Below are 21,025 nucleotides of genomic sequence, written 5' to 3' on the forward strand. Positions count from 1 at the left end.
TCTTGCGCGGTGGCGCCAATAATCCGTTTGAATGCGCCCGGTCTGGCTGCCAGACTGGCGTGTGACGAGGCGCAATCATACGTGCCACCCGATCCGTGGAAAAGGTACAGATCGGGCTTTTTCAGCCGTTGAGGTGTGATGATGGAAAAGTTGGAAAAAACCCTGGAAGAATGGCGTGCGATGCTCGATCCCGAGCAGTACAACGTGTGCCGGCTCAGTGCGACCGAACGGCCGTTCTCCGGCAAATACAACGCCACCAAAACCGACGGCATTTATCATTGCGTCTGCTGCAATGAGCCGCTGTTCGACTCCCAAACCAAATTCGATTCCGGCTGCGGCTGGCCGAGCTTCTACGCGCCGATCGGCGAAAGCGCCATGACCGAAATCCGCGATACCAGTCACGGCATGATCCGCACCGAGGTCAAATGCGCTCGCTGTGACGCGCATCTGGGCCACGTGTTTCCCGATGGTCCGCCACCGACCGGCCTGCGTTATTGCATCAACTCGGTGTGTCTGAATCTCGAGCCGCGCGATTGAACTGCTCACTCGACCGGCTGGTTTGATCCACCCTGTAGGAGCTGCCGAAGGCTGCGATCTCTTGATTTTTAAAGATCAAAAGATCGCAGCCTTCGGCAGCTCCTACATGATGGCAACTCAATTAATTAAATTGCACACAATTTAATTGCTCGCTATGTTTGGCCTTTGCCGATAACCCGTGGAGCCGTGTCATGAGCGACAACCTGCTGAATATTCCTGTCACCACCATCAAGGGTGAACAAAAGACCCTGGCCGATTTCGCCGGGAAGGCCGTTCTGGTGGTCAACACCGCCAGCAAATGCGGCTTCACCCCGCAATACAAAGGCCTGGAAGAGCTGTGGCAGACCTACAAGGATCAGGGCCTGGTGGTGCTGGGGTTTCCATGTAATCAGTTCGGCAAGCAGGAGCCAGGCAACGAGGGTGCGATCAGCGAATTCTGTGAGCTGAATTACGGCGTGAGTTTCCCGTTGTTCAAGAAGATCGATGTCAACGGTTCTGATGCGCATCCACTGTTCGTACAGTTGAAAAAACGCGCTCCGGGTCTGCTCGGCTCCGAGGGCATCAAGTGGAATTTCACCAAGTTCCTGATCGGCAAGGATGGGCAACTGGTCAAGCGTTTTGCCCCGACCACCAAGCCGCAGGACATCAGCGGCGAGATCGAAGCCCTGCTCAAATGAACGGCCTGCCCGACGATTCGCTGAAGCTCGACAGTCAGTTGTGCTTCAAGTTGTATGCCGCGTCCCGGGCGGTGATTCGCGCTTACAAGCCGATGCTTGATCAGCTCGGCCTGACGTACCCGCAGTACTTGGTGATGCTGGTGCTGTGGGAGTGGCAGGACAGAGCGCCGGAGCAACCGACGGTCAAGGCGTTGGGCGAGCGTCTGGCGCTGGACTCCGGCACTCTGACGCCGTTGCTCAAGCGGCTTGAGCAATTGCAGTGGGTGCAGCGCCAGCGCTCGACGCGTGACGAGCGTGAAGTGCATCTAGGCCTGACCACCCAGGGCCAGGCGTTGCGCGAGCAGGTCGGGCCGCTCAAGGCCCGATTGTTGTGCGACAGCGGCGTGGACCTTGATCGGCTCAACGATTTGCGTAACGGTCTCGATCACCTGCTGGGGCAGATCAAGGCGCTGACGTAGTCGGAATCCACTGGTCGAGCAGGGCCGCCAGCTCTTCGCGGCGGAACGGCTTGGCCAGATAATCGCTCATGCCGGCGGCACGGCAGCGCTCGCGCTCCTCGGACATGGCGTTGGCGGTCAGTGCCACGATCGGGAGGTGCGGCCAGCGCCCGCTCTGGCGAATCTGCCGGCTCGCTTCGTAGCCGTCCATCACCGGCATGTTGCAGTCCATCAGCACCAGGTCGAACTCATCGTGCTCCAGTTGATCCAGCGCTTCGGCACCGTGGGCGGCGACCACCACGTCGCACCCGAGCTTGCCGAGCATGCCTTTGGCCACCAACTGGTTGACCGGATTGTCCTCCACCAGCAGCACGCGTCCGCGGCGTTGAACCAGCTGGCTTTCCTGCTGCGCATCGTTGTTCGTGGTGATGTCTGCGAGCAGAATGCGCCGCAGGATCTGATACAGCGCGTTGCGTGCCAGTGGTCGGGCCTGTTGCTGCAATGGCGCCAGCGCTGCGGCCTCTTCGCTGGGCATGAAGCTGCCATAAGCGGTCACCACCAGGATCGGCGCGCTGAGGGTCGGGCGCAGACTGAACAGGCATTCCGGGCAATCGGTGATCAGCAGATCGGGTGACAGGCCCAGCAACGGGTCGTCCATGGTGCGCTGTTCATACGTCACGCCCCACACCGGCAGCAATGTTTTGAGCAGTTCCGCCAAGCCGCTGCTGGCCGCGGTGATCGCCAGTACCTTGCCGTGCAGCGGTGGCGGCATGATCGCCCGGGTATGGCACGGCAGCGGCAGGTCGGCACAAAACTGACTGCCGAAACCGGCCTCGGAACTGATGGTCAGTCGACCCTGCATGGCTTCACAGAGGTTGTAGGTCAGCGCCAGGCCGAGACCGGTGCCGCCATACTGCCGGGTGATACCGGCGCCCGCCTGGGTGAACGGCTGGAAGATTTTCACCTGGGCTTCCTGGGCGATGCCGATACCGGTGTCGCAGACCTCGATACGGACCCCGTCGTTATGGGCTGACAGACGCACATCAACCCGGCCGAAGCGGGTGAACTTCAGGGCATTGGACAACAGGTTGCTGACGATCTGCCGCACCCGGGTCGGGTCTCCCAGCACCAGAGCGGGGAAGTGCGGATCGATCAGGCAGGTCAGCTCGACGCTCGGCGCGGCGTTCTGCGACAGCAGGTTGGCGGTATCCTCGATCAGCGAGCCGAGGTCGAACGGGATGTGCTCGAGCTCCAGTTGCCCGGCATCGAACTTGGACAGGTCGAGAATATCGTTGAGCAGCTCCACCAGCACCTTGCCCGAGTCATGGGCAATTGACAGCTGTTGCTGTTGTTCGGCGTTCAGCGGGCCGTCAAGGGACAGGGCGATCATGCCCAGCAGACCGTTGAGCGGGGTGCGGATCTCGTGACTCATGTTGGCAAGGAACGCCGAGCGTGCTTCGGCCATGTCCAGTGCGGTGCTGCGGGCGATCTCCAGTTCTTCGTTGGACTGGCTGAGCCGGGTGTTGATCGCCTTGAGCTCGGCGGTGCGGGCCGAAACGATGTGCTCCAGCTGCCCGAGGTAGTCGGTCAGGCGGTTTTCGGCGTTGCGGCGCTGCTGGATTTCCGTGGCGATGTTTTCGAACTGCTGGTTGGCGACTTTGACCAGCACGCCGATTTCGTCATTGGCGTGTCCGGCCGGGCATTCCAGCGTTGTCGGTTCTGCGCTGCGTGCGTCGCGCGCACTGAGTTCACGAATCAGCCGTACCAGTGGCTTGGTCAGCATCACGTAGAACAACGCCAGCAGGATCCCGGTGAGGATCAGGCTGCGGGCAAACCCGTTGAGCAAAGTGACTTCGGCGCGGCGCAGGAAACGGCTGCCGAACGCGTACGTGTCGACTTCAAGGCTGAGGATGCCCAATGATTCGTCGGGCAGGTGGTCGAGGTACAGACGGTCTTCGAACTGGCGTTTGGCGCCGAACAGGAAGTCGCTGATCACCCGATAGCCGCTTTGCAGCTCCGGGCGTTTGACGTTGGCCAGCACGTTGCCGTTGTTGTCCGTCAGTTGCGCCGAGATGATCGCCGGCGAACGCAACAGCCCCAGGGTCAGTTCCTGCGCCAGTTCCGCGTCGATGTTGTAGGCGATCCGCGATGCCGGATTGTGGCTGATTTCCAGCAAAGACAGGATTTCACGGTTGATGGAGGCGTCTTCGCTGGCATAATCGATGCCGATTTGCAGCAGGCTGAGCAGCGTGCCCAGAATGAACCCGACCAGCACAGTGAATCTGGCTTGCTTGTAAGACAGCCGGTGGGTGAATTTGATATCCATGGGGTGTTGAACCACTTCCGTTTCCCTTCGCTGCTCAAGCATAGTCGATCATGTCTGGATACCGAGGTTCCCGAATCGCCTTGTAACAAGGCCTGAGCGGGGGATTGAAATCTGTCTGTCGTCGCTGTATCGACATCATCACTGTGAACGTGCCCGAGGAGAAGACGTGGATTCCCGATTGAATGCTTTTCTTGAACGCGCCGAGTCGGTTCTGGCGCGGATCGAACCCTTGCTGCCGGCGCCACGTCCGCTGATCGACTGGGACACGTGCCTGGCGGCGCGCTGGCAGCGAGACGGGCGTAGCGGGTACTTGCTGCCGCTGGACGTCAGCCTCGACATGCGCCTGTCCGACCTGATCGGTGTCGACCGTCAACTGGAGCAACTGGGCCGCAACACCCAACAGTTTCTCGACGGCATGCCGGCTAACCATGCGCTCCTCTGGGGTTCGCGCGGTACCGGTAAATCCTCGCTGGTGCGCGCGCTGCTGGCTGAGCACGCCAAGGCCGGCTTGCGTTTGATCGAGATCGAACGCGATCATCTGGCCGACCTGCCGCGCGTGGTCGAGCAGATTGGCAAACTGCCACAGCGTTTCGTGCTGTTTTGCGATGACCTGTCGTTCGAATCCGGCGAAGGCGATTACCGCGTGCTGAAAAGCGTGCTCGACGGCTCGCTCGAGCAGGCCCCGGACAACGTTCTGCTATACGCCACTTCCAATCGCCGCCATCTGGTGCCGGAGAAGGAAAGCGACAACGAAAACTGGAAGCGTGTCGACGGCGAGCTGCACCCGAGTGAGGCGGTGGAAGACAAGATCGCCTTGTCGGACCGTTTCGGTCTGTGGCTGTCGTTTTATCCGTTTACTCAGGAACATTTTCTCAATGTCGTCGAACACTGGATCGGCCAGTTGGCCGCCAAGGCTGGCCTGAGCTGGCAGCGCGACGAACAACTGGACATCCTCGCCGTGCGCTGGGCCACCGGGCGCGGCAATCGCAACGGCCGTTGCGCGTACCAATTCGCCCGTTACTGGGTGGGACTGAAATTGCTGGAGCACAAGGCATGATTGATTTGCAACAAAGCGGCCAGGGCCTCGAAGGCTATGGCATGTTGGCCGCACAACTGGAATCGCTGCTGGCGGACGAGCGCGATTTCATCGCGAATGCCGCGCAGTTTTCGGCGTTTCTGTTCAACCAGCTCGATGACTTGAACTGGGCGGGTTTCTACCTCAATCGCAATGAAGAGCTGGTGCTCGGTCCGTTCCAGGGCCAGATCGCTTGCGTGCGCATTCCGTTCGGGCGCGGCGTGTGTGGCGCCGCGGCGGCCAGTCTGCAGACTCAGCGCGTCGAAGACGTGCATGCGTTCCCGGGCCATATCGCTTGCGACAGCGCTTCCAACAGCGAGTTGGTAGTGCCGCTGGTCAAGGACGGTCGGTTGATCGGCGTACTCGATCTCGACAGCCCGAAACTGGCGCGTTTTGGCACCGACGATCAGGCGGGTATCGAGCAATTGGCGGCGATCTTCCTGCGTCTGACCGACTGCTGATCAGGCACTCAGGCCAGCCTTGCGCAGCAGGCTGGCCGGATCCACCGCATCGATCTGGCGCGGATCGAGAAACCGCGCAGCGTATTGCATGTAAACCCCGTCATTGATGAACAGCGCGAACAGCTCGGCGTCGATGTGCGCCTCGCGGCACATGGTGGCCATGATCGCCAATGCCTCGCTCAGGGTTTTGGCTTTCTTGTACGGCCGATCCGCAGCCGTCAGCGCCTCGAAAATATCGGCAATCGCCATCATCCGTGCCGGCAGGCTCATGTCTTCGCGTTTCAGGCGCTTTGGATAGCCGCTGCCGTCCATTTTTTCGTGATGCCCGCCGGCGATTTCCGCAACGCTGTCCAGGTGCCCGGGGAAGGGCAGGTGGCTGAGCATCAGGATCGTCTGCACCATGTGGTGATTGATGATGTAGCGCTCTTCGCGGGTCAGCGTGCCCCGGGCAATGCTCAGGTTGTACAGTTCGCCGCGATTGTATTTGTAGCGCGGCACATCCAGTTTGAACCCCCACGGATTGTCTTCCGGAATCAGTTCACTCTCGGCGCGTTCGATCAGGTGTTCGGGCTTGTCCGCCAGCAGTGGCTCGCTGACTGGCAGCGTTGGCGCGGGCGTTTGCGCCTGACGGCGGTTTTCCTCCCATGACACCCCCAGGCGATCATCGAGGGTGCGCATCCAGCGCCGCTCGGCGATGCGCTCAAGGCGCTGCAGATCGGCGGGTGCCATGGCTTCGCCGCCCAGATTGCAGCGGGCAACAAAGGCAAAGTCATCGTCCAGTTGCGTCAGCGCGGCGTCACGCTGTTCGCTCAGTTGCGCCGCGTTGCCGCCGAGCGCCAGCGCCTGCCAGTAACTGACCCAGGCGTCGCGCTTGAGCACTTCGAAACGGGTGCGAATTTCGTGGATGCGATCGTTGAGGGTTTCCAGTTTGGTCGCCTTGTCGACGACATATTCGGGTGTGGTGACCTTGCCGCAATCGTGCAGCCAGGCCGCGATGTGCAGGGCTTCCCACTCGTCTTCGTTGGGCTGATAACGCTGAAATGCCGGTGCCTGGCTGGCGGCAGCGGCTTGCGCAAGCATCAAGGTCAATTCCGGCACACGCTGGCAGTGGCCGCCGGTGTAGGGGCTCTTGGCGTCGATGGCGCCGGCCAGTAACTGGATGAACGCATCGAGCAACTGCTTCTGTTTCGCTTGCAGACGCTGACTTTCAATACTCACCGCCGCCGCACCGGACACTGCTTGCAGGAAGGCGATGCGGTCCGGGCGCAGTTTTTCCAGATCCTGAGCGTTGCCGCTGTCGTTGATCAGCAGAATCAACAGGCCGATGGTCTCGTTGTGACGGTTACGCAGGCGGATACCGATCAGGTGGATGCGCGGCGACTGCATGGCCAACAGGACGTTCTGCAAGTCTGCGGCCTGCTCGAAGCCAAGGCTGCTGACCACGTTGTCGGCGTGGATCAGTTGCTGAAACCAAGCCGGGCCCTGATCTGCCAGCAGGTCCTGGCCGAGCACGTTGAGCCTGCCCGGCTCCTGCGAAACACCGTCGATCACCAGCCCATAGGGTTCCATCCGGTTGCCGTCGCTTTCGCGCAGATAGATCAACCCTGCCTGGGCCTGGGCGATCTGCACCGTTTCGAACAGCACCCGTTGCAGCAGCGGGGCGAAGCGGGTTTCGGCGCTGAGGCTGTCGGTGATGCGGAAGAAGCTGGCGAGTGTCTCTTTCATGCGCGCCATCGACAGGCTCAACTGGTCGACCTCCAGCACCGGCGAGCGGCGGGTGACCGGAAAATTGAAATCGAAACTGCGGATCGCGTCGGCTTCCTTGACCAGCGCGTGCAACGGTTTGACCAGAATCCGCGAGATCAGCCAGCCCAGCGGCAGGCACAGCAGCAAGATCGCGAGGGTGATCAGCGCGCCTTGCCAGCGCATGCGGTAGGCGTCGGCCAGCAGTTCGTCCTCCGGCACCAGCAGGGCCATCTGCAAACCGTTCGGCCCACCTTCCTGCAGGTTGCTGCGGGCGACGATCCAGTGGCGCCCATTGACGTCGAGCCGTTTGCCCTGATGGGGCGCGGACAGCAACGCGTGCAGGTTCGGGCTCAGGTCGGCGGCCTTGGCCAGGCGCGCGCTGCGGTCGTCGACAATCAGCCGGCGGCTATCGGGATAGGCCACCGCATTGCCATCGGCATCGAACAACACGATTTCGGTGGAGGGGGTGACGACATGCTTGAGCAAGGTGGCGGAAAGTGCTTCAAGGGTCAGGTCGGCACCGATGACGGAGTCTGCGCTGCTGCGACGGGCGAGCGTGGTGCCCACATTGTGCGTGGAGAAAAATACATAGGGCTCAGTGGTGATCTGGTCACCCTGTTGCAGGGCGTTGATGTACCAGTTGCGGGTACGCGGGTCGTAGCGGTCGTCGGAATTGACGTCGTGCCCCACCGGCGCCAGTGTCTGATCGAAGAACAGTGACTGCGACGATACGGTGCCGCTGGCGTCGTGCTCGATGCTCCAGACCTGATAGACCGCGGTCGGCGGCGCCTTGAGCAGGGTTTTAAGGGCGTTGGTACGCAAGGGTCGAACCATGAAGAAGTCGCCGTTGCCGTACCCCAGATACAGCGACGCGAGATCGCTGTTGTCCTTGAGTGACTGAGTGAACGGCTTGAGTAGCGCCAGACGCTGCTGCAGGTTCGAAGCATCGGCTGCCTGATCGTTGGCCAGAAGGCTCAGCAGGTGCCGGATCGGTTCGTAAGTTGAATGCAGGTCCAGGCGCACGTCCTGTTCGATGCGATTGAACAGGTTTTCACTGCTCGACAGGATGATCCGGGTGGTCTGGCGATAATTGAACAACCCCAGCACAACGCCTGTCAGCAAGAGCAGGAAGGTGAACATGACGCTGATGTGCACGTGCAACGGGAATCGGCGTTGATCCGGGCGCAGTGGGCTGGGCATTGCTGACTCTCCATTGAAGTAAACACACTGCTCAGCGTCCAAGCATAGTTAAGGCTCGCCCAGTGTGCCTTCTTCTAAAGGTTCCAGTTGTCGCTGCAATGCCTGCTCCAGTTCGACAATCGCTGCGTCGGTGGCCTCGGTGCAGCGCACGATGGTCGCCAGCGAGGTTGTCTGCAGGCAGGCTTGTTCCAGCGCATCGCAACAGGCAATCAGGCGCGAGGCCTGGGCGATCCGGGCGGCACCCTTGATCTTGTGTGCCACGACCGCCAATGCTTCACGGTCATTGTGCGGCGCCAGGGCCAGAAGCTCCTCGCGATCCAGACGGCTACTCTTTAGCAGTTGCGTGAGCAGGCGCCGGGCTTGCTGCGGATTGCCACCGGTCAACTGATTCAGGCCCTGAAGATTGAACGCCGGCCCCGGCGATGCCGGTCGCAACCCGTTGACCCAATGGTTCAGGGCGCTGAGGCTCAAGGGTTTGAACAGGCAGTCATTCATGCCAGCCTGTTTGCAGCGCTTGACCTCTTCGGGCTGGGCATTGGCCGTGAAGCCCAGCACCGTACAAGGTGCGCGGCCGGTGCGCCGTTCCTGTTGGCGGATGGCCTCGGTCAGTTCATAGCCGTTCATCACTGGCATGTTGCAGTCGGCGATGACCAGATCGAATTCGCCGGCCTGCCAGACTGCAAATGCGCTTCGCCCCTCTTCGGCAACACTGAAACGATGACCGAGGAATTCCAGCTGCTGGCACAGCAGCAGGCGGTTGGCCGGATGGTCATCAACCACCAGAATGTTCAACGGTGTCGCAGACGGGGCGATCGGCTGTGCGGTTTTCGCTACGGTGGCCTTGCACGGCAGCGTTTGCAACGGCAACGACAGGCAGACCTGGGTGCCGATCCCGGGCTGACTGCTCAACTGCAGTTGACCGCCCATCATTTCACAGAGGTTGCGGCTGATGACCAGCCCCAGGCCCGCACCGCTGCGAGCCTGTTGCCGACCACTGTTGGCCTGGGAAAACGGTTCGAACAGGCGTTGTTGATCTTCGGTGCTGATTCCGACTCCGGTGTCGTGAATGGTCAGTTGGATCAGGGAATACACGCCCGCGTGGTTGGGTCGTACGTCCAGCGCGATGCGCACTTGTCCGCGCTCGGTGAATTTGATGGCGTTGCTGATCAGATTCGACAGGACTTGCTTGAAGCGCAACGGATCCAGCTCCACGTCGACGGCGAGTCCGGGAGGATTGACCGTCAGGGGCAAGGCGAGGTTTTTCTGGCGGGCCAGACCGTCGAAAATTCTGACCACTGACGCCACGGTTTCGACCAGATTGACCCGCTCGGGGCTCAGACTCAGGTGCCCGGACTCGATTCGTGCGATATCGAGGATGTCGCCGATCAGGCCCAGCAGATCCTTGGCCGAACAGTAAGCGGTTTCGATGGATGAGCGATCCGGTGCCTGATCGCTCATGCGCTCGAGCGTCAGTTCGAGCATGCCGATGATGGCATTCATCGGCGTACGGATTTCGTGGCTCATGGTCGCCAGAAAGGTGCTTTTGGCGCGGTTGGCGTTGTCCGCCTGCTCCTTGGCCGTGCGCAGCTCATCGAACAATTGGCGACGTTCACTGATGTCGATCCAGCCACCGATGATCCCTTGTACTTCGCCGCTGGAGTCGCGGTACGGCAGGATCCAGTGATAGATCGTCAGGCGCCGGCCACCGATGTGCAGCGGACGGTCGAGCAGCAGCGGCGTCCCTTCGGCCACCACCCGTTGGTAATCCGCCTGGAAGGCCTGGGCTTCGAAGGCATTGCTCAGGGTGCCCTGCATGACACTTTTGCCGATCACGTCTTCGCGTTTGGCGTTGAAGGCTTCCAGATAGCTGTCGTTGCAGCTTTGCAGCAGACCCCGGCGGTCACGCACGTAGATCGGGTGAGGGGTGCCGTTGACCAGCGAGCGCATGAATTCGAACTGATCGTTGAGCGCGCGCTCGGCGGCCTGACGTTGCTTGATCTGGCGACGCATGTAGGCGTTCCAGAGCAGTGACAGCAACAGCAGCAGGCATGCCGCCCCGATCAGTTGGTAAAACAGGCGCTGGTATTGATGCCAGTTGCTTTGCGCGGCATTGGAAAAACCGCGCCAGCGGCTGTTGATGACGCCCAGTTCTTCGGGGCTGATGCTCAGCAGCGCTTTGTCGAGGATCGAGCTCAGCTCGCGGTTGTCACGCGCCGTGGCCAGCGAGAAGGCGGCCTGGCGAGTGCCCAGAGTCGTGGTGATCTGCAACTGATGTTCGAAGATCCGCGACGAGATCAGGTAATTGGCGATGACCAGTGAGGTGACCGCGCCATCGGCCCTGCCTTCAGCGAGCAATGTCGCGGCGCCGAAGGTGTCCGAGGTTTCGGTCAGGCGGATATCGGGAAACTCGCGGCGCAGGTAATCGGTCATGGGGCTGCCCTGGGCAATCGCCAGGTATTTGCCCCTGAGCTGAGCCGGATGCGTCGGGCTGTCGGGGGATTTGCGGGTCAGCAGGACGAAGGAGTTTTCCAGATAGGGGCGACTGAATTGCAGGGTTTTTTCCCGCTGCGGGCTGGGAAGCAGCGCCGCGATCAGATCGACCCGATGCTGATTGATCTGCTCCACCATGTCGCCGTCGCTGCGGCTGCGCACCAGTTCGAAGCGCATGCCGGTGCGCAAGCGCAGCAGCTCAAGCAGGTCTGCGGTAATGCCGCGCAGATTGCCATCGCTGTCGAAGAACGTCAGCGGGGCGAACGCTTCGTTCACCACCACACGCAGCACCGGGTGCTGTTTGAGCCATTGCTCTTCGTGATGGGTCAGTTGCAGCTTCTGGTCGGTCAGCAGAATGTCGCTGCCGGCGCTCCAGCGCTTGGCGATGCTGTCCCGTTCACTGGTCGGTATGGCCTGTAGCACGGCGTTGATGATGGCCAGCAGTTGCGGGTTTTCGGCGTGTACGGCAAAACTGAAACCGTGGGCTTCCTGTTTGCCGAAATTGGCCATGCGGATGTTGTTCAGATAGCCCTTGTTGATCATGTAGTGGGTGGAAATGGTATCGCCCAGAAACACGTCGGCCTGATCAAACGCCACCGCGTTGATTGCGTTTTGGTAGGACGGATAGGAGGTCAGGATGGCTTTGGGATACAGCGCCCGGACCTCGTCCTGGGGCAGATAGTGATAGACCATGCTCAGGCGCAGACCGGCCAGTCCCTGGGTGAGCGTGCGGGATTCGTCTTCACGGGTGACCAGTACCGGCTGATCGATGGCGTAGGGCGTTGAAAGCAGGATGTCAGCGTCACTGGCTTCGAAACCGTTGGCGGTACCGAGCATGTCGACCTGACCGGCTTTCAATGCGCGCAAGGCGGCTTCCCGTGAGGCAAAGCGCTGGACCCGCACTGGCAGTCCGCTGGCCTGTTCGAGGAGGCCGGCGTAATCGGCGGTAAAGCCCTCATAATCGCGACCGCTGGCCGTCATGTCGAACGGTGGATAATCCGGTGCGGAAGTGCCCAGTATCAGTTCGCTGCGCGTCTGCAGCCATTGTCGCTGCGCAGGCTCCAGTGTCACGGACAGTGCTTCATGACCCGAACGGCTGCGCAGCACATACTCTTGCGCCGTAACGAGGTCGGCATGGCTCTGAGTCGCCAGGCACAGGCTCGCACACAAGAGGGCAAGATAGATCTTTAAACGACTGGGCATTCGGGCTCTCACACTAGTGCGTTGCGTTTGGCCATCTCGATAAGTTCCACCAGCGACCTGGCTTTCAGTTTCTGCATCAGGCGTTTTTTATAGGTACTGACAGTCTTGTTACTGAGAAACATGCCTTTGGCAATTTCCTTGTTGGTGCGCCCTTGGGCAAATAACTGCAGAACCATGAGTTCCCGATCATTGACGGACTTGAATAACTCCAGTTCGGCATAACGAACATCATCGCTGCGCACCGGATTCAACGCCTGGCTGGGGAAATAGTTGTAACCGGAAAGTACCGCCTTGATCGCACTGACCAGTTCGCTCAAGTCTTCTTCCTTGCACACATAACCGGATGCGCCGGACTGCATGCAGCGAATGCCGAACAGGGTCGGGCATTGTGCGGTCAGCACCAGGGTCTTGAGCGGAGTCCCCATGGCGTTGAAACGGGCGAGGACTTCTAGGCCGTCGAGTTTGGGAATGCTGATATCAAGGATGATCAGGTCGGGCATGCATTCGCGGACCATCTGCATGGCATCGACCCCGTTATCGGTTTCGCCGACGACCTTGTAACCTTCATGCTCGAGCAGCATCCGAACGGCAAGCCGGATGACGGGGTGATCATCGACAATAAAAACGGAGTTCATAATCAAATCCCATACGTGCGCGAATAAAGCGCGCACCTTAGCTCAGATAAATGAGCGGCCGCATGAACTCCCATGGCTCTAGCAGCGATATAGGACAAGTCCTACACACTAAAGGGAAAGCGACTACGATCAAACTCAGTGTCGCGTAAGGAAGTGTTTAGGTTATTTGTTTATCTGAATGTTGTAAGTTGCTTGTAGAGTATTGAACAAGCAGGATTTGTCCGGGCTTTTTTGAGTGTTAAACAAATGACCTGTGGAAGTCACAAGTATCGCGCACTGTTGCGCCGGTTCAATAGACCATGCACTCAACCGGGCAGTCATGGCGACCCGGTGAGCGCGGTGTTCTGTCAGTGGCTGGAGCGTCCGGTCATCTCCAGCGCCATGTCGCTGGCGTAGCTGTCGGTCATCCCGGCGATGAAGTCGATCATGCGCAGAAACGAAGTGTGCAACGGGCCATGGGGATCCGGCGCATTGTTGCCCAGCAGATCGAGGATGCGTCGGCTCTTGAACGACGGCGTGCGGCCGCCATGTTGCTCCAGCGCGGCGCCGCAGAACGCGTTGAGGAGAATTTCCAGGGTGGTGTAGGCGCCGATTTCATGCAGCGTCTTGCGCTTGTCCTGAAAAATCTTCTTGCGCGCAATGTCCTTGGCGTTCAGCACGCAGCGTTTGGCCGGGCCGTGCATGTGTTCCACCAGGTCGCCGTGCAGAGTGCCTGCCAGCAATGCGTCCTGTTGTTCGACGAACGCCCTGGCGGCGGCGTTGGTCAAGTGCTCGATGGCCTTGCCGCGCAGGATCGCCAGTTTGCGTCGACGCGAATCCTGCGGGCCGAGCTGGCGATAGGTTTCCGGCAGATCGTCTCCCACCAGGCCGAGCAGCAGCGATTCAACCTCCGCGTACTCCAGCAGTTCCATTTCCAGGCCGTCTTCGAGGTCGATCAGCGCATAGCAAATGTCGTCAGCCGCTTCCATCAGGTATACCAGCGGGTGCCGCGCCCAGCGTTGGTCTTCCAGTTGTGGCAGGCCGAGCTTGTGGGCGATCTGCTCCAGCAGTGGCAGTTCGCTCTGATAACAGCCGAACTTGTGCTTCTTGTAGCCCAGCGAGTCGGCGTGACGTGCGGTCCACGGGTACTTCAGATAGGTGCCGAGGGTGGCGTAAGTGAGGCGGGTGCCACCGTCGAACTGGTGATACTCAAGCTGAGTCAGCACCCGAAAGCCCTGCGCGTTGCCTTCGAAATTGAGGAAGTCACCGCGCTCGGCTTCGCTCATGCCGTCGAGCCAGCCGCGCCCGGCGGCTTGCTGGAACCAGTGACGAATGGCGTCTTCACCAGAGTGGCCGAACGGCGGGTTGCCGATGTCATGGGCCAGGCAGGCCGATTGCACGACCATGCCCAGATCGCTCGGATCGCACCAGTCGGGCAGGGCACTGCGCAAGGTTTCGCCGACGCGCATGCCCAGCGAGCGGCCGACGCAGCTGACTTCCAGCGAGTGGGTCAGACGGGTGTGGATATGGTCGTTACTCGATACCGGATGCACCTGGGTCTTGCGCCCCAGACGGCGGAAGGCGCCGGAGAAGATGATGCGGTCGTGGTCTTTGTGGAACGGGCTGCGGCCTAGCTCTTGCGGGCTGTGCAGCGGTTTTCCAAGGCGTTCGCGGTTGAGCAGGGTCTGCCAATCCAAGGCTGGTTCTCTCCGTCGGTGACTGGGATGACTGTTGCCCTAGCTTCCCGGTTCAGGCTCGCACCTGCAAGCGTAACTACAGGCCCGCGGCATCAATATCGATCAGCAGCAGGCGCTCACCGTTATCGAAGAACTGCCCGGCGGTCAGGCAATACTGGTTGCTCGTGGCGTCGCGGTAGGTGCTGGACAGCGTCAGGCGACGTTCCTCCCAGCCTTCGGCCAGCAAATGATAGAAGTACGGACGCCATGACCAGTTGTGGCCCAGGTAGCGGTTATCGGCGACCCAGCCGTTGTTCCGCCATTCAAGGTTAGGCGTGAGTTGGGTGCCATGCCGGTCGCATTGGTAGAACCGCAGCAACCACGGAAAGGCTTCGAGTTGCGGCAGCGCACTGAGCGGTGCGTGGGCCTGAGCCCAGGCCTGGAGAATCGCCATCAGTTCGCTGAGCTGTTGACGCATTTGCATCAGGCGCCCGCGTTCAGCCAGTTTCTGCCGCACGTAACGCTGGCGCAATTCAGCGAAGCGCTGCACGAAGGCATCCGTTGGATAGAACGCCTCCTGCGCCCGGGCGAACAGGAAGCCCTGAGCGTAGCGCGAACCGCATTCCAGAGCGAAATTGAGCTGGGCCTCGGTTTCCACACCTTCGGCAATGATCCAGCAGCCGGTCTTCTCGGCCATTTGCGCCAGTGCCTTGACCACGTCACTGCTCGGCCCGCCGAGTGCGGCAGCCTGGAACAGGCGCATGTCGAGTTTGAGGATGTCCGGCTGCAAGGCCAGCACCCGATCGAGCTGCGAATAACCGGCGCCGAAATCATCAATCGCAATCCGCGCTCCCGCGTCGCGATAACGGGCCACCACTTCGGCCAGACGCTGACTGTTGCCGCCCAGCTCAGTGATCTCGAACACGATGCGTTGCGGGTCGACGTCGTGTCGCAACATTTGCTTGAGGCTGGGCAGCGGCTGTTCGGCGCGCAGGCGACTGATCCAGCGTGGCGACATGTTCAGGCTGAGAAACCACTCCGGGGGGGCTTCATGCAGTCGGCTCAGGGCGTTATCGCGGATCTGCCGGTCGAGGCGGCGCAGAGCGATGGCGGGTGTGCGCGGGTCGGCAAACAACGGCCCGACCGAGGCCAGTTGGCCGTCGGACTGGCGCAGGCGACCCAATGCTTCGACGCCTGCAATACGCCCGGTGGCGGTATCGATGAAAGGTTGAAAGCAGGCGAGCGGTTGCCCGTCGATCACGGGGCCTCCTTAGTCGTTCTTGTTCTGGGTGAACCCCGCCGACCGGGTAGGCGCGCGGGATTGAACCTCCGGGTAAAGAGGTTCATCCCGCGGATATTGCAAGAATGCAGCCAGATGCGCCGGCTCAGCGTTTACCCGAGCTCTGCATCACCAGTCTGATCAGCGGCCCGAGGCTGGTGCCCAGACGTATCAGCCGGGTCAGGCCGCCGACGCCACCGCTTTTCGCGCCCTTGCCGGTGATAAAACCCAACAGGGTCACAGCAGCCACGCCCCATAGCGGCGCGTGCTTGATGCCGAAACCTGCTTGCAGGTTTTGCGTCATCCCGCGCATGCGCTGCAAGGGTTGCAGCACTTGCCCGGCTTCATGGCGGATTTCCTGCCGGTGCATTTCCATACGCAGGCGGATCAGTGCCTTGCGCATTTCCCGGCGCGAGCTGTTGTGTGGCAGTTCAGGCAAGCTCATGGCAACAGGCGCTCCCGATCGTTGGCCAACTCTTCCAGCGTGCCGTGGAAGGGCGAGGATTCATCGAAGACGGCTGCTTTGAGGCGTAGCCCACAGAAAGCGGCGGCCAAGGTGTAGAACACGCACAGGCCGATGATTGCCGCCAGGCGATAAGTGTCCCAGAACACGATCAGCACCAGCGTCGACAGACCGACCAGCAACAGCAGGGCAAACACCAGCGCCAGGCCTGCGAACAGCAAGAGGCTGACGGTGCGTGCTTTCTGCTCCTGCAACTCGATGCCGAACAGTTCGACATGGCTGTGCAGCAAGCCGAGAACAGCGGCGCCCAGGCGCCGCGTGGAGGATGAAGTGCCCGACCCCAGGCCGGATTCGCCGATCGACATGATCAGCGCCGAGTGGCCAGCAGGCCAATCAGAAAGCCCACGCCGGCAGCGATGCCCACCGACTGCCAGGGATTGGCCGACACGTAGTCTTCGGTGGCGGTGACGGCGGCCTGACCGCGATCGCGCAGAGTGTCTTCGGTCAGCTTCAGGGTTTCACGGGCGCGCAACAGGCTGTCGTGGATCTGCTCACGCAGCTCATCGGCCTGATCGCCCGCCAGCGTCGCGGTGTGTTCGAGCAACCGCTCGGTGTCGGCGACCAGAGTCTGGAAGTCGTTCATCAGGATTTCTTGAGCGGTCTTTGCCTTGATGCTGGCCATGGGTGGATCTCCGTAAGTGACGTCTGAAGCGTTCGAGTATGAGCCTTGCGCGAAGGTTCAGTACAAATGACTGGTACAGCTTTTGCTATGTCCTGGTGCGTTCTGCCGCGCTCGTGCGCTGTTGGCGGGCGTACATGCAGCAAAACCTTAACTCAAATAATCCTGGTCCGTGTCAGGACATCGACCTTGTGCGCCAAAGCGGTTCACTGCAGCGCCACTGCGGTGTCCGGCGGGGCGCAACTTGGTGCATGAATTGTCCGCGCGAACCGCTTTGGTGCCTTTTTAGCCTTCAGGTCTGCCTCTTTATGGAAAATCTGCAAAGCGCTGTGGACACGCTGGTCCACAGCTCCAACACGTTGTTCATTCTGATCGGTGCGGTGATGGTGCTGGCGATGCACGCCGGTTTCGCCTTCCTTGAAGTCGGCACGGTGCGCCAGAAAAATCAGGTCAACGCGCTGTCGAAAATTCTCAGCGACTTTGCCGTTTCGACGCTGGCCTATTTCTTTATAGGCTATTGGATCTCCTATGGGGTGACCTTCATGCAGCCGGCGGCGGTGCTGAGTGCGGATCACGGTTATGGTCTGGTGAAGTTTTTCTTCCTGCTGACCTTTGCCGCGGCGATTCCGGCGATCATCTCCGGCGGGATTGCCGAGCGTGCGCGATTCGTTCCGCAGTTGTGTGCGACAGCGCTGATCGTGGCGTTCATCTACCCGTTTTTCGAGGGCATGATCTGGAACGGCAACTACGGTCTGCAAGCCTGGCTGACGGCACGCTTTGGCGCGGCGTTCCATGATTTCGCCGGTTCCGTGGTGGTGCACGCCATGGGCGGCTGGCTGGCACTGGCAGCGGTTTTGCTGCTCGGTCCGCGCAACGGGCGTTATCGCGAAGGGCGCCTGGTGGCGTTCGCGCCATCGAGCATTCCGTTTCTGGCGCTCGGTTCGTGGATTCTCATCGTCGGCTGGTTCGGCTTCAACGTGATGAGCGCGCAGACCTTGCAGGGCGTCAGCGGTCTGGTGGCGGTCAACTCGTTGATGGCCATGGTCGGCGGCACCGTGGCGGCACTGATCGCCGGGCGCAATGACCCAGGCTTCCTGCACAACGGCCCGCTGGCCGGGCTGGTAGCCGTCTGCGCCGGTTCCGACCTGATGCATCCGGTAGGCGCGCTGGTAACTGGCGCACTGGCCGGTGCCTTGTTCGTCTGGTGTTTTACCGCCGCGCAAGTCAAATGGCGCATCGACGACGTCCTCGGCGTATGGCCGTTGCACGGTCTGTGCGGCGTGTGGGGCGGGATCGCCTGCGGCATCTTCGGCCAGACTGCGCTGGGGGGGCTTGGCGGGGTCAGCCTGATCAGTCAGTTGATCGGCAGCGCGCTGGGTGTGCTGGTCGCACTGATCGGCGGATTCGCCGTCTACGGCGTGATCAAGGCCTTGCACGGCCTGCGCCTGAGTCAGGAACAAGAGTATTACGGCGCCGACCTGTCGCTGCACAAGATCGGCGCGGTGAGCCAGGACTAGGCTTCCTCGTCTTCCGCGCCGGGATAGAAGCCGTGCAGCAGACGATAGCGATCAATGCGCACCTGATCGATTTGCTCCTGCACCTTATGCGCTGGCAGGCCAAGCATGACCAAGGCGTGGGAGGCGAGCATCAGGCTCGATTCCAATAGCTCCGGCACCACTTCGCTGGCGCCGGCGGCTTTGAGTTCAGCCCATTGGCTGTCGTCGCGGGTACGCACCAGAATCGGTATCCGCGCATTGAGCCGGCGCGCTTCCTTGAGAATCCGCAGGCTGACATCGCTCTGATCCACGGCGATCACCAGCAGCCGGGCGCGCAACAGTCCGACGGCGGTCAGCAGGTCGCCGCGCGCAGAGTCGCCGTAATGCACCTCGCTTTCGCCGGCTGCGGCTTCCTGCACACGTACCGGATCGTTATCCAGCGCGATATAAGGCTGATTGGCATTGCGCATGAAGCGGCCGATGGATTGACCGACACGGCCGTAACCGCAGATCACCACATGTTGATCCAGCCCGGCATTGAGGGCGCTGATTTCCTCGATTTGCGCCTCCTGGTTCGGCTTGCGGTGCAGGCGCGCGGCCATTTGCGGCGCGGCGCGCAATAGCAGTGGCGTCAGCAGCATCGAGCAGAAGGTTGCCGCCAGCAGCAGGGCGCCCAGCTCGTTAGGCAGCATCTGGTTTTGCTGCATTTGCGCCATTAACGCGAAGCAGAATTCCCCACCCTGCGCCAGGGCCAGGCCGCTGCGCCAGGCGGTTTCGTGATCACTGCCGCGCCATTTCACCAAGAGCGCGACGACCGTGCCCTTGATCAGCATCAGGCCGAGGGTCAGGCCGAGAATCAACACACTGTGACTGACGAACAGTTGTAGGTCGATCAGCATGCCGATGCTGACGAAAAACACCCCAAGCAGAATGTCGCGAAACGGCCGGATGTCAGCTTCGATCTGATGGCGGTAGTGGCTTTCGCCGAGCAGCATCCCGGCCAGAAATGCGCCAAGGGCAGGGGACAGGCCGAGCAGGTGCGTCAGCCATGCGGTCAACAGCACAATCACCAGCGCCAGCAGCACGAACAATTCCGCCGAACGCGAGGCCGCCACTTCATGAAACAGCCGTGGCAGCAACCAGCGGCTGGCCAGCAACAGACCGAAAAACAGCACCACGGTCTTCACCAATGTCAGCGGCAAGGCCCAGTACCAGGCTTGCGAGCTGCTTCCGGCGAACACTGGCACCAGGGTCAGCAGCAACACCGCCACCACGTCCTGAAACAGCAAGACCCCGACCGCGTTCTGCCCGTGACTGCTGAACACTTCGCCCAGGCTGCCCAACTCCTTGGTGACAATCGCCGTCGACGACAACGACAGCCCGGCGCCGAGCAGCAGGGCCGGGGCCAGCGGCATGCCCAACAGGAGCAGCACCAGCCCGAGCAATCCGGTGCTGAGCAATACCTGCTGACTGCCCAGGCGGAACACCACCTGGCGCAGCGCGATCATCTTCGACAGGGAAAACTCCAGGCCCAGCGAGAACAGCAGAAACACCACCCCCAGTTCGGCCACGTCCGGCAGATGTTCGCTCTCGTTAACCCAGTTGAAAGCGGTCGGTCCCACCATCAGGCCCACGCAAAGATAGCCCAGCACCGGCGGCAAGCGCAGGCGGCGGAACAGGGCAATCATCACCAGGGATGAGGCGAGGATGATCAACAGGTTGGCAAACACAAGACACTCCGATGTCAGGCTCAGGCTTCTCAAGCGTAGAGGCAAAAAGCGCGGAAGCATCGCCTGATTGGCTTTTCCGTGGACTGATTTGCATCACGGTTTTGCTTGTTTGCTGCGGTGCGCCGGCCATCTGGCTGCGCCGGCTCGACGGGTTTTCGAGGCGGGCCTAGAATGAACGCTCATTTTTTCGGTTGAGCGATCATGCTTCCTGAATGTCAGTTGTTCGGCACCTTGGGATGCCATCTGTGCGAGGTGGCAGAAGCCGAGTTGATGCCGTTTGTCGAGCACGGTCTGCTGGTGGAGCTGGTGGATATTGCAGAGGATGAATCCTGGTTTGAGGCTTACAGCCTGCGGATCCCTGTATTGCGCCGAGTGGATACTGGCGCAGAACTGAATTGGCCGTTCAGTGCCGATCAGGTGGTGGCATTCCTGCGCTAAGCGATTTGTCATCCGCTGGTCGCGAGCGACCATCCTCCCGTTGGCACTCTGCGGATTATTCGTTTACTGTATGCGCATACAGTAATTGGGTTGACCTGCTGCTTGTGAAGTCTTGAGCAGGTGAATCCGGCAGTCAGAGGGACGAACCGTGGTCAATGTCGAACAGTTGAAGAACAGCGTGAACCGGATGTCGGTTGACGTGGTGCGCGAGGCGGTCCTCGAGTTGCGCCTGGACGGGCTGGTCACGGAGGGCAAGACGCCGTTCAACAAACTGCACTTCAACACCTGCTTTGCCGAGATCGAAGCGCTTTTCCAGCGTGCCGGTTATCACAAGCAACTGGATGTGGTCGGTTATCAGGGGTTGTTGTATGCCTTGTATGACCCGGGACGCTGGGAGGCGGTCGATGTATTGCGCTGGCTCAAGGAGTTCACCGAAGCGGCGGCACTCAAGTCGATTCCGGCCTGAGGCGGGCCGCAGATTGCGCACTAGGTTCGTTT

The 21,025-nt window shown here is 60.8% G+C and carries 18 protein-coding genes; 8 read left to right on the forward strand and 10 right to left on the reverse strand.

Annotated features, from left to right (window positions below):
- The first annotated feature begins 141 nt into the window (after nucleotides 1-141).
- The 3 genes from msrB to OC71_RS13055 all read left to right on the forward strand — a co-directional run bounded on the left by msrB (nucleotide 142) and on the right by OC71_RS13055 (nucleotide 1,672).
- Nucleotides 142-537, forward strand: coding sequence for a peptide-methionine (R)-S-oxide reductase MsrB (gene msrB, locus OC71_RS13045; protein WP_041069831.1), 396 nt, complete (start codon nucleotides 142-144; stop codon nucleotides 535-537).
- Between the two features lie 191 nt (nucleotides 538-728).
- The gene (locus tag OC71_RS13050; RefSeq protein WP_027613435.1) at nucleotides 729-1,214 is read left to right on the forward strand and encodes a glutathione peroxidase; all 486 of its coding nucleotides are present in this window, start codon (nucleotides 729-731) and stop codon (nucleotides 1,212-1,214) included.
- The gene (locus OC71_RS13055) at nucleotides 1,211-1,672 is read left to right on the forward strand and encodes a MarR family winged helix-turn-helix transcriptional regulator (RefSeq protein ID WP_041069585.1); all 462 of its coding nucleotides are present in this window, start codon (nucleotides 1,211-1,213) and stop codon (nucleotides 1,670-1,672) included. The genes OC71_RS13050 and OC71_RS13055 overlap by 4 nt, the downstream gene beginning before the upstream one ends.
- Here the strand turns inward: OC71_RS13055 and OC71_RS13060 are convergent.
- Nucleotides 1,656-3,977, reverse strand: coding sequence for a response regulator (locus OC71_RS13060; protein WP_041069588.1), 2,322 nt, complete (start codon nucleotides 3,975-3,977; stop codon nucleotides 1,656-1,658). The genes OC71_RS13055 and OC71_RS13060 overlap by 17 nt on opposite strands.
- 166 nt (nucleotides 3,978-4,143) lie before the next feature.
- Here OC71_RS13060 and OC71_RS13065 point away from each other — a divergent pair, with 166 nt between their 5' ends.
- Entirely contained in the window at nucleotides 4,144-5,034 is an 891-nt protein-coding gene (locus tag OC71_RS13065; protein ID WP_041069591.1) for an ATP-binding protein, read from the forward strand.
- Complete coding sequence (locus OC71_RS13070) at nucleotides 5,031-5,513, forward strand: GAF domain-containing protein (protein WP_039770434.1); 483 nt, start codon at nucleotides 5,031-5,033, stop codon at nucleotides 5,511-5,513. The genes OC71_RS13065 and OC71_RS13070 overlap by 4 nt, the downstream gene beginning before the upstream one ends.
- On the opposite strand, the gene OC71_RS13075 is transcribed toward OC71_RS13070, so the two are convergent.
- The 8 genes from OC71_RS13075 to OC71_RS13110 all read right to left on the reverse strand — a co-directional run bounded on the left by OC71_RS13075 (nucleotide 5,514) and on the right by OC71_RS13110 (nucleotide 16,866).
- The gene (locus tag OC71_RS13075) at nucleotides 5,514-8,459 is read right to left on the reverse strand and encodes an HD domain-containing phosphohydrolase (protein WP_041069603.1); all 2,946 of its coding nucleotides are present in this window, start codon (nucleotides 8,457-8,459) and stop codon (nucleotides 5,514-5,516) included.
- Nucleotides 8,460-8,507: 48 nt separating this feature from the next.
- Complete coding sequence (locus OC71_RS13080) at nucleotides 8,508-12,152, reverse strand: transporter substrate-binding domain-containing protein (RefSeq protein WP_041069606.1); 3,645 nt, start codon at nucleotides 12,150-12,152, stop codon at nucleotides 8,508-8,510.
- An 8-nt stretch (nucleotides 12,153-12,160) separates the two neighbouring features.
- On the reverse strand, nucleotides 12,161-12,787 hold the full coding sequence (locus OC71_RS13085; protein ID WP_041069609.1) for a response regulator transcription factor: 627 nt from the start codon (nucleotides 12,785-12,787) through the stop codon (nucleotides 12,161-12,163).
- A 347-nt stretch (nucleotides 12,788-13,134) separates the two neighbouring features.
- Nucleotides 13,135-14,463, reverse strand: coding sequence for a deoxyguanosinetriphosphate triphosphohydrolase (locus tag OC71_RS13090; protein WP_003226741.1), 1,329 nt, complete (start codon nucleotides 14,461-14,463; stop codon nucleotides 13,135-13,137).
- 76 nt (nucleotides 14,464-14,539) lie between these two features.
- Nucleotides 14,540-15,703: an EAL domain-containing protein gene (locus OC71_RS13095; protein WP_041069612.1), complete on the reverse strand. Its 1,164-nt coding sequence runs from the start codon at nucleotides 15,701-15,703 to the stop codon at nucleotides 14,540-14,542.
- 124 nt (nucleotides 15,704-15,827) lie between these two features.
- Nucleotides 15,828-16,166, reverse strand: coding sequence for a hypothetical protein (locus OC71_RS13100; RefSeq protein ID WP_041069615.1), 339 nt, complete (start codon nucleotides 16,164-16,166; stop codon nucleotides 15,828-15,830).
- Entirely contained in the window at nucleotides 16,163-16,549 is a 387-nt protein-coding gene (locus OC71_RS13105; RefSeq protein ID WP_041069617.1) for a phage holin family protein, read from the reverse strand. Before OC71_RS13105 ends, OC71_RS13100 begins: the two co-directional genes overlap by 4 nt.
- 2 nt (nucleotides 16,550-16,551) lie before the next feature.
- Nucleotides 16,552-16,866 (reverse strand): YqjD family protein, encoded by a 315-nt coding sequence (locus OC71_RS13110; RefSeq protein ID WP_025113166.1) that lies wholly within the window; start codon nucleotides 16,864-16,866, stop codon nucleotides 16,552-16,554.
- A gap of 305 nt (nucleotides 16,867-17,171) precedes the next feature.
- On the opposite strand from OC71_RS13110, the gene OC71_RS13115 reads away from it, so the two are divergent.
- Nucleotides 17,172-18,380 carry an ammonium transporter gene (locus OC71_RS13115; protein ID WP_041069622.1) on the forward strand — a complete coding sequence of 403 codons (1,209 nt, stop codon included), beginning with the start codon at nucleotides 17,172-17,174 and terminating at the stop codon, nucleotides 18,378-18,380.
- On the opposite strand, the gene OC71_RS13120 is transcribed toward OC71_RS13115, so the two are convergent.
- On the reverse strand, nucleotides 18,377-20,089 hold the full coding sequence (locus tag OC71_RS13120; RefSeq protein WP_041069626.1) for a monovalent cation:proton antiporter-2 (CPA2) family protein: 1,713 nt from the start codon (nucleotides 20,087-20,089) through the stop codon (nucleotides 18,377-18,379). The two genes, OC71_RS13115 and OC71_RS13120, sit on opposite strands and share 4 nt — an antisense overlap.
- A gap of 201 nt (nucleotides 20,090-20,290) precedes the next feature.
- Between OC71_RS13120 and OC71_RS13125 the strand changes: the two genes are divergently transcribed.
- Both OC71_RS13125 and OC71_RS13130 read left to right on the forward strand, forming a co-directional pair.
- Nucleotides 20,291-20,527 carry a glutaredoxin family protein gene (locus OC71_RS13125; RefSeq protein WP_041069630.1) on the forward strand — a complete coding sequence of 79 codons (237 nt, stop codon included), beginning with the start codon at nucleotides 20,291-20,293 and terminating at the stop codon, nucleotides 20,525-20,527.
- 148 nt (nucleotides 20,528-20,675) lie between these two features.
- The gene (locus OC71_RS13130; RefSeq protein WP_003226726.1) at nucleotides 20,676-20,993 is read left to right on the forward strand and encodes a transcriptional regulator; all 318 of its coding nucleotides are present in this window, start codon (nucleotides 20,676-20,678) and stop codon (nucleotides 20,991-20,993) included.
- Nucleotides 20,994-21,025 lie beyond the last annotated feature (32 nt).

Origin of the sequence: Pseudomonas sp. W15Feb9B, assembly GCF_000828175.1 — a bacterium.
Taxonomy (GTDB): domain Bacteria; phylum Pseudomonadota; class Gammaproteobacteria; order Pseudomonadales; family Pseudomonadaceae; genus Aquipseudomonas; species Aquipseudomonas parakoreensis.